Source organism: Thiomicrorhabdus sp. Milos-T2 (assembly GCF_000702325.1).
GTDB lineage: Bacteria > Pseudomonadota > Gammaproteobacteria > Thiomicrospirales > Thiomicrospiraceae > Thiomicrorhabdus.
In genome coordinates this window covers 420,209-433,991 of record NZ_KL370891.1, presented here as the reverse complement: position 1 = coordinate 433,991, position 13,783 = coordinate 420,209, and the positions used below count along the sequence as shown (strand labels likewise).

General features: G+C 37.4%; 13 protein-coding genes. 10 read left to right on the top strand and 3 right to left on the bottom strand.

The window, feature by feature from the left end; all coding sequences use genetic code 11:
* Window position 1 precedes the first annotated feature (1 nt).
* Together BS34_RS0101900 and dapF are read right to left on the bottom strand one after the other, a co-directional pair.
* Window positions 2-703 carry a DUF484 family protein gene (locus tag BS34_RS0101900; RefSeq protein ID WP_029406864.1) on the bottom strand — a complete coding sequence of 234 codons (702 nt, stop codon included), beginning with the start codon at window positions 701-703 and terminating at the stop codon, window positions 2-4.
* Window positions 704-1,567 (bottom strand): diaminopimelate epimerase, encoded by an 864-nt coding sequence (dapF, locus tag BS34_RS0101895; RefSeq protein ID WP_084151541.1) that lies wholly within the window; start codon window positions 1,565-1,567, stop codon window positions 704-706.
* Between the two features lie 145 nt (window positions 1,568-1,712).
* Here dapF and hslU point away from each other — a divergent pair, with 145 nt between their 5' ends.
* The 7 genes from hslU (at window position 1,713) to BS34_RS0101860 (ending at window position 8,080) form a co-directional block, all read left to right on the top strand.
* A complete protein-coding gene (gene hslU, locus BS34_RS0101890; protein WP_029406862.1) occupies window positions 1,713-3,035 on the top strand; it encodes an ATP-dependent protease ATPase subunit HslU in 1,323 nt (440 codons plus the stop codon).
* A gap of 10 nt (window positions 3,036-3,045) precedes the next feature.
* Complete coding sequence (locus BS34_RS0101885) at window positions 3,046-3,435, top strand: gamma-butyrobetaine hydroxylase family protein (protein ID WP_029406861.1); 390 nt, start codon at window positions 3,046-3,048, stop codon at window positions 3,433-3,435.
* Between the two features lie 54 nt (window positions 3,436-3,489).
* Window positions 3,490-4,242 (top strand): bifunctional demethylmenaquinone methyltransferase/2-methoxy-6-polyprenyl-1,4-benzoquinol methylase UbiE, encoded by a 753-nt coding sequence (gene ubiE, locus BS34_RS0101880; protein WP_029406860.1) that lies wholly within the window; start codon window positions 3,490-3,492, stop codon window positions 4,240-4,242.
* A 285-nt stretch (window positions 4,243-4,527) separates the two neighbouring features.
* Window positions 4,528-5,136 carry a ubiquinone biosynthesis accessory factor UbiJ gene (locus BS34_RS0101875; RefSeq protein ID WP_029406859.1) on the top strand — a complete coding sequence of 203 codons (609 nt, stop codon included), beginning with the start codon at window positions 4,528-4,530 and terminating at the stop codon, window positions 5,134-5,136.
* Window positions 5,137-5,194: 58 nt separating this feature from the next.
* Window positions 5,195-6,808, top strand: coding sequence for a ubiquinone biosynthesis regulatory protein kinase UbiB (ubiB, locus tag BS34_RS0101870; protein ID WP_029406858.1), 1,614 nt, complete (start codon window positions 5,195-5,197; stop codon window positions 6,806-6,808).
* A 59-nt stretch (window positions 6,809-6,867) separates the two neighbouring features.
* A complete protein-coding gene (locus BS34_RS0101865; RefSeq protein WP_029406857.1) occupies window positions 6,868-7,515 on the top strand; it encodes a hypothetical protein in 648 nt (215 codons plus the stop codon).
* Between the two features lie 37 nt (window positions 7,516-7,552).
* On the top strand, window positions 7,553-8,080 hold the full coding sequence (locus tag BS34_RS0101860) for a thioredoxin domain-containing protein (protein ID WP_029406856.1): 528 nt from the start codon (window positions 7,553-7,555) through the stop codon (window positions 8,078-8,080).
* A 149-nt stretch (window positions 8,081-8,229) separates the two neighbouring features.
* Here BS34_RS0101860 and BS34_RS0101855 read toward each other — a convergent pair whose 3' ends face one another.
* Window positions 8,230-8,790 (bottom strand): hypothetical protein, encoded by a 561-nt coding sequence (locus BS34_RS0101855; protein ID WP_029406855.1) that lies wholly within the window; start codon window positions 8,788-8,790, stop codon window positions 8,230-8,232.
* Window positions 8,791-9,095: 305 nt separating this feature from the next.
* Here BS34_RS0101855 and fic point away from each other — a divergent pair, with 305 nt between their 5' ends.
* From fic to BS34_RS0101840, 3 genes are all read left to right on the top strand, one after another.
* Complete coding sequence (fic, locus tag BS34_RS0101850; RefSeq protein WP_029406854.1) at window positions 9,096-10,202, top strand: protein adenylyltransferase Fic; 1,107 nt, start codon at window positions 9,096-9,098, stop codon at window positions 10,200-10,202.
* A 479-nt stretch (window positions 10,203-10,681) separates the two neighbouring features.
* Window positions 10,682-12,463: a PhnD/SsuA/transferrin family substrate-binding protein gene (locus BS34_RS0101845; protein ID WP_158660958.1), complete on the top strand. Its 1,782-nt coding sequence runs from the start codon at window positions 10,682-10,684 to the stop codon at window positions 12,461-12,463.
* Window positions 12,464-12,677: 214 nt separating this feature from the next.
* Window positions 12,678-13,649, top strand: a complete 972-nt coding sequence (locus tag BS34_RS0101840; RefSeq protein ID WP_051640634.1) for a molybdate ABC transporter substrate-binding protein — start codon at window positions 12,678-12,680, stop codon at window positions 13,647-13,649.
* Window positions 13,650-13,783: the final 134 nt, after the last annotated feature.

Genomic DNA, 13,783 nt, shown 5'->3' with positions numbered 1-13,783 from the left:
ATTAAGACTTCTCAAACAAATGATTGAGGCGAGCACCAATAAGCTCAGCCATAATATTTAAAAAATACGTTCCTAAGTCAGGATGAAAACGATTGGTTTTACTACCTAAAGCCAATACGCCCCATACCGCTTCGACCCCCATAGGTAAAAGGCACACTGACTGCATCGCATCTTCTGTATGAAACAGACCGTTTTGCCACTCATTTTCTAACAAACCACAGATTGGTTTATGGGGGTTTAAAGAGGTTTTTAAGGCTTCGGACCAAGATTGACTTACTCCAAGCTGGGTAATGCCTTGCAAACTCGTTTTAGGAACATCCCAAGAAACCATGGCCACTTGATCAACCTCAAACAAGTTCTGCATTTGCGCATAAACTTCAGTCACTAAATCTTGTTCTGTTTGGGTCGCCATTAACGCCTTAGTAAATAGCTGTACCTTATAAAATAATTGACCATTTTCAGTTGCCACATCCACCAAATTATCTACTTCAATCTTTAGCGTATCACGCTGTTCACGCAACTGAAAAACCTGACGTTCTAGCAACGAAACCGCATCCCCCGTTTTAGGGTGAGGAATACTCAAATCATCCAACAAGTTGGGAAATATATGAAAAAATTTAGGGTTATGGCTTAAGTAATTAACCACTTCTTCTGCTGAAACTTTCGAGTCACTTAAAGGCCCCGTAACCGCGCGATGACTCATTTAAATTTCTCCTTCAAAAACGCTAACCGCTGGGCCACTCATCCATACGGGGGAATCTTTTTCACCGTTCCATTGAATCAATAAATCGCCCCCCGGCAAAGTCACCGTAACCTCATCACCAACTTGCTGCCACTGGCGCAGCACAACCATTGCCGCACAAGCACCTGTGCCGCACGCTAAAGTCTCTGCTGCACCGCGTTCATAAACGCGCAGGCGAATATGGGTTTTATCTATTTTTTGTGCAAACCCCACATTAACTCTCTCTGGAAACATGGGGTGAGACTCTAGCGCCTTACCGAACTTTTCAACCGGAGCGGTTTTAACATCATCCACAGGTAATACCGCATGTGGATTTCCCATGGAAACCGCACCAATTAACAAGGTTTCTCCCAATACATTGATTGCATACTCTTCTTGCTGAGTTTCAGCCAAAAAAGGTAAGCTACTCGGTTCAAAATTTGGCAAGCCCATATTCACTCTAACAAAACCTTGCGCTTCAATATAAAGCACGATCACACCAGAAGCGGTTTCTACAGTTATCTCAGTTTTATCGGTTAAACCTTTGTCATAAACAAAACGCGCAAAACAACGAGCACCATTTCCACATTGCTGCACTTCAGAACCATCCGCATTAAAAATACGGTAACGAAAATCAACATTATCCTGGGTAGGTTTTTCAACGACTAAAAGTTGATCAAAACCTATTCCAAAATTTCTATCTGACCATTCACGAATTTTTGTGGCTTCTAATTGCACAGATTGATGAATTGCATCAATCACCATAAAGTCATTTCCTAGACCCTGCATTTTGGTGAATTTAACTGGCTGCGAAGCAAACTCCGTAGCGACTATTTGCACTGACATGGTTATCCTTAAAATTGGTAGTTTTTTCTATAATGCGAATTTATCACGCATATAGTCGATACGCAAACCATACGCGCACAAAGCCATCACTTTTCCTTTATAATGTGTCGACAATTTATTAAATTAATTAAGGACCCTTTTTTAGATGATGACGCCAAAAGAAATCGTTAACAGTTTAGATTCTCACATTGTTGGTCAGGCTGAAGCTAAAAGAGCCGTAGCCATAGCCTTGCGTAATCGCTGGAGACGCGCTCAACTTGCGGATGATCTTCGTACAGAAGTCACGCCAAAAAACATTCTAATGATTGGTCCTACCGGGGTAGGTAAAACAGAAATTGCTCGTCGTTTAGCTAAATTAGCAAATGCGCCTTTTTTAAAAATTGAAGCCACTAAATTTACTGAAGTGGGTTACGTTGGACGCGATGTAGAATCCATTATTCGTGACCTAGCAGAAAGCGCTGTAAAAATGATGCGTGAAAACGCCATTCAAAATGTGCAACGTAAAGCAGAAGATAACGCAGAAGAACGTATTTTAGACATTTTACTGCCCCCTGCTCGTGGTCGTGAAGAAGAGAGTTATGACAATATGTCAGAAACTCGTCAAAAGTTTCGCAAACGTTTACGTGAAGGCGATTTAGATACTAAAGAGATTGAAATTGACTTAGCGGCAACACCAGCACATGTTGAAATTTTAGGCGCACCAGGCATGGAAGAGATGACCCAGCAATTGCAGGGTATGTTTGAAGGCATGGGCAAAGACAAAAAAGAAAAACGTAAACTGCCTATTAACAAAGCGCTCAAAGCCCTAACAGAAGAAGAAGCTCAGCGTTTAGTTAATGAAGAAGACATTAAATCACAAGCCATTGAAAGTGTTGAACAAAACGGGATTGTATTTATTGACGAAATTGACAAAGTGGCCAAACGCCAAGATGCTAGTGGCGGTGGAGAAGTCTCTCGTGAAGGGGTACAGCGTGACCTATTACCCTTAATTGAAGGTAGCACTGTATCTACTAAATTTGGCATGATAAAAACCGACCATATTCTATTTATCGCTTCGGGAGCCTTTCATCTTTCTAAGCCATCCGATTTAATTCCTGAGCTACAAGGTCGCTTACCCATTAGAGTAGAATTGCAGTCTTTACGTGTAGAAGATTTTGTGCGAATTTTAACAGAGCCAAAAGCAGCATTAACCACACAAGCCATTGCCCTACTAAAAACAGAAGGCGTAGAGTTAAGCTTTACTGAAGATGGCATTGAACGTTTGGCCGAGATTGCCTACCAGGTTAACGAAAGCACAGAAAATATTGGCGCACGTCGTTTGCACACCGTATTAGAACGTTTACTGGAAGATGTCTCCTTTGAAGCACCTACCATGCCTGGTGCTAACATTATTGTTAATGCCGCAATGGTTGATGAACGTTTAGGTGAGTTGGCTGTTGACCAAGATTTATCACAGTACATTTTATAAGGTTGCCTAAATGCCTCATCCTACTGATATAAAACTTCACCAAAAGTCAAAAACCTTAGAGGTCACTTTTGACACCGGTGAAGAATTTACCTTTAGTTGTGAATTTTTACGTGTTTACTCACAGTCGGCAGAAGTAACCGGTCACGCGCCGGGTCAAGAAGTTTTACAATTAGACAAACAAGACGTAAATATTGAGAATATTACTCCTGTTGGTAACTACGCAGTAAAACTCCATTTTGATGATGGTCATGACACCGGGCTTTATACCTGGGAACGTCTATACGATTTAGGCAAAAATCAAGAAGATTACTGGGTTGGTTACTTACGCAGAGTTATGCGGGCTGGTCACCAACACCCTGAGTTAACGCAAATGCAAGACAGCATTAAAAACCCAAAGTAACCAATATTTAGAACAGCCAATATTACAATAACCAACACTTTAAAAGGTTCTGTTATGAGTCAAGATAAAAAAACCATCGATTTTGGATTTGCGGAAGTTCCGCTAGAAGAAAAAGTCAAAAAGGTCAAAGGCGTATTTGACTCAGTAGCAGGCAATTACGACATTATGAATGATGTCATGTCCATGGGAATTCACCGAGTTTGGAAACGTAAAACCATAGAATTAAGTGGCGTTAGACCGGGTAATAAAGTTTTAGATTTAGCTGGTGGGACTGGCGATTTAACCAAAGCCTTTGCCAAACGTGTGGGTAAAGACGGAAAGGTTGTTCTAGCCGATATTAATGAAAGCATGGTGCGTGTTGGACGTGATCGTTTAATTAACGAAGGCATTGTTGGTAATGTAGATTACACCATCACCAATGCCGAAGCTCTTGGATTTCCAGACAACACGTTTGATGTTGCCACCATTGCCTTTGGCTTGCGAAATGTCACTAATAAAGACAAAGCATTAGAAGAACTTTGCCGAGTGTTAAAACCAGGCGGACAGCTCTTAGTTTTAGAGTTTTCAAAAGTCACGCAACCCATGCTAGCCAAATTTTATGACTTTTACTCATTTAATATCTTACCTAAGATGGGTAAATTCATTGCTGATGACGAAGCGAGTTACCAGTATTTAGCAGAATCCATTCGTATGCACCCTGACCAAGAAACCCTAAAGCAAATGATGTTAGATGCAGGGTTTGATAAGGCAGAGTACTTAAATATGTCCGAGGGGATAGTAGCGCTCCACCGTGCCTGGAAGTTTTAGACATTTAGAAAGCCCTTAAAGCGCGCTATCTCTTCGTCAATGTTCGGTCGTTTACACTTGTAAACTCCCTCTCATTTCCTTGAACTAGCGCACTTTAAGAACTTCTAAACTGCCTAAAACCAATAGATTGTTTAATTACAAAATAAAAAGTAAATGCGCATTACATACTTCTAAACTATCTAGAATAAGACTTAATAAATAAGCTTAATAAATAAGACTGAATACAGAACACTTAATGGATTTATATATCATTAAAATCATGCAATTTAACATTGGATTTATGTCATGACAAAACAACCAGGCCTTGTAAATTTGAGTTTTTCTAAAACCATTGAATTAGCAATCAATACGGCTATTCATTTAGATGAAGAGCAAGGGCGTGTTTTTGAAGCGCTGGATGGCAAAGTCATTGAACTTTGGATTGCTCCCTTAAAAACGCCTATATTTTGCATTATCAATCAGTGCAAAATTTCTACCCAAGGTTTTCTAAAAGGTGAAGCTGACGCCACCATAAAAACCGGCATGAGGCAACTCATCGCTCTTAGTTTAGGAGAACCTTTTGAACATAAATTTATTAAAGGCGACCTAAACACGGCACAGACATTTGTCAATGCCATGCAAAAATTAGAGATTGATTGGGAAGAACACCTTTCACATTACACCGGCGACTTAGTGGCTTTTAAAGTGGGTCATGGTGTGCGTTCATTGTTAGCAAAAAAACAACACGCCAAACAGTACGCGAGTGACACCATTCGAGAATATCTGCAATTTGAAATCAATGCGCTTCCTACTCAGAATCAAGTGTCTCACTTAATACAAGACATTGAGCAAACACAAACTAAGGTTGAGCAAATTGCGGAACGCATAGAAAAGCTCAGTAAAACCATTAATTAAGCATGCCAATAAACACTAAAATCATGCTAATCCACATTTATAAGACAACCTAATCTATATGAAGATATTTAAAAAAATTCTCCGCATTATCAAAATTAACCGCGTGTTAAGCCATTACCAGATCGATAAGTTGGTATTGAGCGACACTAAATATGCGTGGCTAATTTTGGTAAACAAAATTTTTCCGTGGAACTGGAATAGTGGCTCTAACGCTTCACGTGGAGAACGTATACGCTTATCTTTAGAAGAATTAGGGCCTATTTTTATTAAACTGGGTCAAGCCTTATCAACACGTAAAGATTTATTACCGCACGATATTTCACTTGAACTCGCTAAACTCCAAGATGACTGCCCACCTTTTGATGAAAATCACTCTTTAGCTCTAATTGAACAAGGTTTAAACCAAACGGTAGAAGAAGCCTTTGCGAGTTTTAATCCTGTACCTATGGCATCCGCATCAATTGCTCAAGTGCACGAAGCCACCATGCATTCAGGAACGGAAGTTGTGGTTAAAGTCGTTCGTCCAGACATTAAACCCGTGATTGAACAAGATGTCTCCATTATGTTCAGCCTAGCAAAACTACTTGAAGCCGCTGTTAAAATTGCTCGCCGCTTGCACCCTGTTGAGGTGGTCGCAGAGTTTGAAAAAACCATTTTAGATGAACTCGATATGATTCGCGAAGCGGCAAATGCGGGGCAGTTAAAGCGTAATTTTGATAATTCTGAATTACTTTATGTACCAGAAGTTTATTGGTCTCACACCTCTGAAAGTGTGATGACGATGGAACGCATTCGCGGTATTCGCATTAGCGAAACCGAAAAACTGATTGAAGCAGGCATTGACCTTACCGACTTAAGTGCTAAAGGTGTCATCATCTTTTTCACTCAAGTCTTCAAACACAACTTTTTCCATGCAGATATGCATCCAGGGAACATATTTGTTCTGCCTGACGGTCGTTATGCCGCAATTGATTTTGGCATAATGGGAACACTTACCCCAGAAGATCAGCGCTATCTTGCTGAAAACTTTTTAGCCTTCTTTAACCGTGACTACCTCAGAGTATCGGAACTCCATATTGAGTCTGAATGGGTTCCTCGCGAAACACGTGTTAATGAATTAGAATCGGCTATTCGTTCAGTATGTGAACCTATCTGGGATAGACCGCTAAAAGATATCTCTTTTGGCTTAGTGCTTATGCGCCTATTTCAAACGGCACGCCGCTTTGGCATGGAAGTACAACCGCAACTTGTCTTACTGCAGAAAACCTTACTAAACATTGAAGGTCTAGGTCGCCAACTAGATGATGAATTAGATCTATGGGATACTGCAAAACCATTCTTAGAAGATTGGATGCAAGATCGCGTTGGACCAAAAGGACTGGCCAAAAAAGTTAAAAACAACCTACCTTTCTGGATGGAACAAGCGCCCGAGATACCAGGCCTGGTGCATAGCACCTTAAATAGATTATCGCATCAAGGTCTAAATATTCAGTCACAGCAAATCGCTAAGATTGAAGCTCAACTTGAACAACAAAATCGCCAGCAACGCCAAAGGGCAATTGGGTTTGTATTAATACTGTTTGGATTACTACTCCCTATTGAATCGCAATACCAAGATTGGATTCAATTAGGCTTATTAATAACCGGTGGACTCTTCTTAATTAAGAAATAGTGATAAACCTACCAGGCCTGGTAAAGGCTTAAAAAATTTATCCCCAGAAAGGAATTTTCATGAAAAAAGCTTTATTCATCTTAGCCCTATTTAGCTTATTAACCGCCTGTGCCAGCTCTTATCCTTTAGGCATGAGTGAAGAACAATGGAAATCCATTTCGCCTCAAGAACGTCAAGCCCTACTCTTAAAGCAGCAAAAATATAATGAAGAACAAAGAGTCATTCGCATGAAAGCTGCCGCTAAAGAGCGTGAATTACAACTAAAGCGAGATATTGCTGAAAAGAAACGTCTAGACGCCTTATACAACAACCCAGAAAATGGCAATGTGATTATGGTCAACATTCTAGGAGGGGATTACAAGTCCGGCAAACGCCATTATAATATTATGGAAGATACCTACCAAATTGCCCGTGGTGAAGCTAAACAGATTGAATTGAGACTAGAAGAATCCAAAAAGCACTACAATTCTAATGAAACCGCTTACCTTGTTTATGCTCAGCATGGTAACGGCGTCTATTTATATTTAGACAACCCTAAATACAGCTCAAGTAAACGCATATCATTACTTCGCGATGGCCATTGGGCATGCGGTAGTAACTACAAAAAAAGTTTATATAGTTCGTCTTATGAAAGTCTAGATAATATCAGACTGTTTGTAAAAGAGTCTGCCAGCCATTGTAGAACCCAAAGACGTCACTATTTGTAGTCTTCACCACAATTTAATTGACTAAGGAGCATAGATAATGTCAAAGAAATTCATTTTTAGCCTCTCTATGGCTCTACTAGTATCGTTTTCAAATGTAAAAGCTGGGGAAATACTACCTCTTGCTGTTGATTTACAAAAAACCGCTAATACCGCTAAAAAGTATAATATACCGGTGGTTATATTCTTTACCGCCACCTGGTGTCACTATTGTAAAAAACTCGAAGAGAATATTATCCATCCTCTTTTAGAAACCACCAATATTGAAGATTATGCTGAATTTAGGCAAGTCATTATGGATCGTGCTCATTGGCAAATGAAAGACTTTTCTGGCAAGGATATCGAAATGAAAACCTTTCCACCCTCTCAAAAAGTCATCGTTGCTCCAACCACTCACGTCTATAACTCAAAAGGCGAACTCATTGCCGAACCTATTCTTGGCTTAACGCTAGAAGAGTTCTACCCCGGAAACCTTGAACAAGTTATTAACCAAGGTTTAAAAGCACTGGGTAACGATAAGCGAGTTGATATCTATAAAATGATAAAAGAGAGCAAGGTGCAATACTAACCCCTCCTCTCACTTCAATCAAAAAGGCTTCTCAATTGAGAAGCCTTTTTAATTTGATACAACTTTTTACTTGATACATGTTTTTATTAAGTACAAATCAAAATTAAACTCAACGATTTAACAAATCAGATTCAAACAAAGCACGTAAACTAACGTTTACGCGGTTCACTCAATAATGGCAAAGCCAAATCAACGTCTTTATCTAAATCCAATGCTCTAATCAATAAATCATAAGAACTTGTTGGCTTCACATCCACAATCAGAGACTGAGGGTTAGGCAGAGGACTGAGCTCTTTAAAACCATAGCGCTGAACAACCTTATCTAAATCTCGTTTGTGATAAGTCTTAATAATAAACGTTCCCGTAATCACCGCATTAGAATCCGTTTTTAAATTCAATAAAACAGGCATAAACTCAACAATATGACCATTAGCCTCATTGCGTTTAGAGAGTGGAGCACACGTCTCTTTAAGAAACCAGGCCTGGTTAGTTTGAAAAATAGACCAACTACCATGCTGCTCTATCAAGCTTAAATGCCATTCAGCAGGAATTTCATCAGGCTGAGTCATAGTGGCAAGACGCATAGGTTTCTGCTTATACTCATGATTACCCGCCATCTTAGCAACTAACTGACAAGGTTCAGCATATGACCAGGCCTGGTAGCTATATAACAAGCTAAATCCTAATATTAAAAATTGAAACCAACGCATAATCCAAGACTCTAATTAATTAAAAATCTATCATACCAAAAACAAAAAATTCCATTCTTATTGAATGATTGAATAAGTAAAGTAATCTCAATAAATTAAGTCAAAAACATCTAGAGAACATACATTACAACCTAGAAAGACCTATCAATTGATAGGTTTATGAAATCGACACAACTCCATAATATGTCGATAAAACTAAAAATAATCGACATAACCTTCTAATATGTTTAAACTATCGACATATCGCTAAAACATGTCGATAAACGTTAAAATTATCGACAAATTGTATTTTTCAAGAGAATCTTATGAACTGGAATCCAGGCAAACCTTACAATGATTTACCATTATTGCCTCCTGAGCAAGAACTGGAAACTAAATCAATTTTAAAAGCCTGTATTTCTGCTCGTGCCGCTCTCGCTGAGTTAAATCAGTCTGCAAAGCTTATTCCCAACCAAAGTATCCTGATAAACACTCTACCTTTGTTAGAAGCTCAGTCCTCTTCTGAAATAGAGAACATTGTTACCACTACCGATAAACTGTTTCAATATGCCCAAGAAGAGCAAAATGCAGACTCGGCAACTAAGGAGGCTCTGCGCTATCGTACTGCCCTTTTTACTGGGTTTCAGGAGCTTGTAAAAAAACCACTCAATACCAATACCTGTATAGCCATTTGTAGTCAAATTAAAGGGCAACAAATGCAAATTCGTAAAGTCCCCGGAACAGCATTAGCAAGTGACAAGTCAGGAACGGTGATTTACACACCACCAGAAGGCGAAGAGGTGATTAGAGAATTACTAAGCAACTGGGAGCAGTTTATTCATAACCAACCAGAATTAGACCCTTTGATTCGTTTAGCGGTAGCACACTACCAGTTTGAGGCGATCCACCCTTTTACAGATGGTAATGGACGAACTGGACGTGTTGTAAATAGTTTGTATCTTATTCAAGAAGAGCTATTAACTCTTCCTATTTTGTATTTAAGCCGTTACATAATTCAAAACAAAAAAGACTACTATCAACTACTTCTAAAAGTGACCAAAGAACAAGCCTGGGAAGAGTGGATTACCTTTATTTTAAAAGGCGTTGAAAAAACCTCTAACTGGACAACTAATAAAATTCAAGCCATTACCCAGCTTGCCGAACATACTCGTGAATACATTAAAGAATCCCTACCAAAAGTATATAGCTATGAGCTAGTTGACCTAATTTTTGAACAACCTTACTGTCGAATCAACAACCTCGTGGAAAGGAATATTGCCAAACGCCAAACGGCCTCAAATTATCTAAAACAACTTTGTGATATTGGCGTATTGGTTGAAATTGAAATGGGAAGGGAAAAGCTTTTCGTTCACTCTAAACTATTAAAACTACTGACAACAGACAGGAGTGAGTTCACAACTTACAAAAACTAATATGTTAAAAAAACACTCAAAATTTAACATAGATTCTAAATACATTTAAAAAAATAGAAAAATTAAACATACGCTAACTTTTAAACTTATCTACAAAAACAAAAAAGCCCGTACTTAACTAAATGAAAGTACGGGCTTTAAAATATGGTGGCTACACCGAACAAATAGATAAATAAAGGCATTTTAACTAAAAAACTTAAACTGTGTACTTACTGGTGTACTTATTAAATTATTAATACCTCATAGGTATTATTTTATTTACCATTCTATTTTTTGAGTAGTTTAAAATAAAATGATAATAAACACCTTTCATACAAATGGTTAATTATTTTCGTTTAAATAAAATAAAAGAAAGTAGGCTAAAAATAGAAACTCTTACTCAGCTTAAACAGTTAATTCATCATAGACTTCGATGCAGTTTGCAATTTTTTGCGGTGTTCTGCTTATTGCTTTTATCGTCAGTTGTTTATGGAAATGAATTGGGCGTTAAACAAGTTACTATTGGTGTTTTGGCATACAAAGGTAAAATTGCAACGCTTTCACAATGGACGCCAACGGCAAAATATCTCTCAAATAAAATACCTTCTTGTCAGTTTACAATCGTTCCTTTAACCCTTGAAGAGATTAACCAGGCTATTAATAAAGAGCAGTTAGATTTTGTTTTAACCAATCCCGGTCACTATATACAGTTACAAGCTAAAAACAACGTAACGGCAATGGCCACCTTAAAAACATCTTACATTAATCATGCTTTAGAGCATTACGGAGCAGTCATTTTTACAAGAAAAGATGCTCATTTAGACACCATAAAATCGCTTAAAAATCATTCTTTGGCCGCGGTGGGTGAAGGTGCTTTTGGTGGGTTTCAATTAGCTGAGAAAGTATTTTCAGATTTTGGTATTGATGTTAAAAAAGATCTAAACATTAAATGGTTAGGGTTTCCTCAATCGGATATTGTGCAACATGTTTTATCAGGTAAAACAGACGTGGGGATTGTTCGTACAGGTATTTTAGAAAAAATGACACTAAAAGATGGAATTTCTTTAGAGGATTTTAAGGTTATCGCACCTAAAAAATCAACGAGCTTTCCATTTGTACATAGCTCTCAATTGTACCCAGAGTGGCCATTAGCAAGTGTGCCTAAAACCAATACTAAGCTTGCTAAAAAAGTACTTATAGCTTTACTTGAGATGCGACAAGACTCGATTCCAGCGCGTGCTTCAGATACTGCTGGCTGGACAATTCCGTTAAATTACCAAATTGCAAAAACCCTCTTAAAAGAATTAAAAATTCCACCTTTTGAACCACAGGCGTTTGATTTAAATAAGTTTTGGCACCTATATTCTTATTGGATAATGGCAATCTCATTTTTGTTTTTAATGTGTGTCTTATTTATAGTTTTTATTTTAAAAGAAAATCGAAAACTATTAGGTCAACAACAACAATTGACATCTCAGCGAGATCAGCAAATTTTAATGATTCAACAGCGTACTAATGAACTGATTGAAATAAACCGAGTGTTACAGCAAGATATCGAATTCCGTATTCAGTCTGAAAAAACCATTAATAACGGCTGCGAATTTTTGCATGAACTTTACAATATTTCAACAAGATTTGATCTAGAAGGTAAAGAAAAATTACAGTCAATATTAGATTTAACCCGAAAATATTTGGGGGTTGAATCGGCTATTCTATCAAGGTTTGAAAATAACCAATTTAATTTATGTATCTTTAGTTCGTCTAAAGAGGTCAATAAAGCCCCTTGTTCAATGGATTATGGAAACCAGGCAATCATAGAAAATAAGGTGGTTGTTCATAATGGTCAAAATAAATGGAAAACTTATATTGCATTGCCTGTATTTGTTTCAGGTACATCAGGGTGCTTATTTGAGTTTGTAACAGAACAACAAGGGGATATAAACCTTTTAGAAAGTCAAGAATTAGCAGAATTTGATCTTCGTATTTTAAATGTATTGGCCTTTTGGGCAAGCAATGAAATTATAAGAATTGATAATGAGGATTCGAATCATAATCAACTTCAAATTTTGCAAAAACAATTTTTAGACCTCACTTCACGAGAAAAAGAAGTCTTAAAATTAGTTGTGGATGGTGAACCAAATAAAAATATTGCACGTATTTTAAAAATAAGCCCTAAAACCGTTGAGCTACATCGCGCTAATTTATTACGAAAAACAAAAGCAACTTCAACTATTCAACTCGTCAAACAGGCCATTCTATCTGGCATTGTTAACCCTACCTAGGGAATTCCCTAGGTACACCCAAGTAAATCAATATATTGCTTTCAAATTCGCTTTAAGCACTAATAGATAACGATTAAACATTTCAATATTTCAGCACTTACAAATAAGCAGTTTTATTATTAGATAGCTCAATAAACTTTAATTAAACTGAACAGTAAGCTGCGTTGAATAAGAATTGTTTTGAAATTAAAACTTAATCTTTGGAGTGATTGTTATGAGTACAAAATTAAAGAATGTCTGTTTTGCATCGGTTGCAGCAGCTAGTATGTTTTTATTTGGATCAAGTATAGCGGCAGATGCTGGACAGGGTCATGATTACCGTACATTTTATGCTGATGGTCATATTGAATATGGAAGAATCTCAGATTCGTATAACTCAGATTTAACTGTTTATGTGGCGGGTAACCAGTTTATGGTTATGGAAGATTTAATAAAAGATTTTCAAAAAAACAATCCATCTGTTAAGACGGTTTACCTAGAAACGATTCCACCAGGTCAAATCCTAAAAGGTCAAATTCTGCAACAAGGTAAAATTAACGGACAAAAAACAGCACAAAATCCTGATATTTACGGCAGTGTAAATCTAGGTCATTTAAAAAAGTTAAAAGAGAAAGGTCTAATGGACTCTTACCTGACCTATGCTCATAATAAATTGGAGTTAATGGTTGCTAAGGGTAACCCTAAAAATATAAAAGGTGTGGAAGACTTAACAAGAAAAGATTTAGTTAAATCTTTTCCTAACCCTTTAACAGAAGGAATTTATAAGTTCTATGGTTCTCAAATGCTAAAAGATTTAGGTATGTACCAAGAGCTAACAAATGATAAACAGTGTAAAGGTTGTTGGGCAGTTGAAGGCGAAACCTATTACACAAAACGTCATCACCGTGAAACTCCACACCGTATTGAAAATGGCAAAGCAGACGTAGGTATTGTTTGGACAACAGAAGTAAAATATAACAAATCTCTTGGGCGTGCTCTCGAGGGTGTAGAAATTCCAGCACCTTATAACATGGCTGATAAAGTTGGCTATTCTATTGGTATTTTAAAAACAGCTAAAAACCAACAAAATGCTAAACGTTATTTAACTTATCTAACAACAGATGGTGCTCAAAATATTTATGCGAAATACGGTTTTGTAAAAGCAAATGCACAAGATTTAACAATAAAACCAATTCCTAGTAAATAAAACTATTTACCAAAATAATTGACTATCTATTTTTTAATGTGTAGCAATTAATTACCTCAATTTATTTTTAATAAAAAGTGAGGTGATTAAATATTTTAAGCACATAAAATTAAAGCCACTTAAATACATTAGCT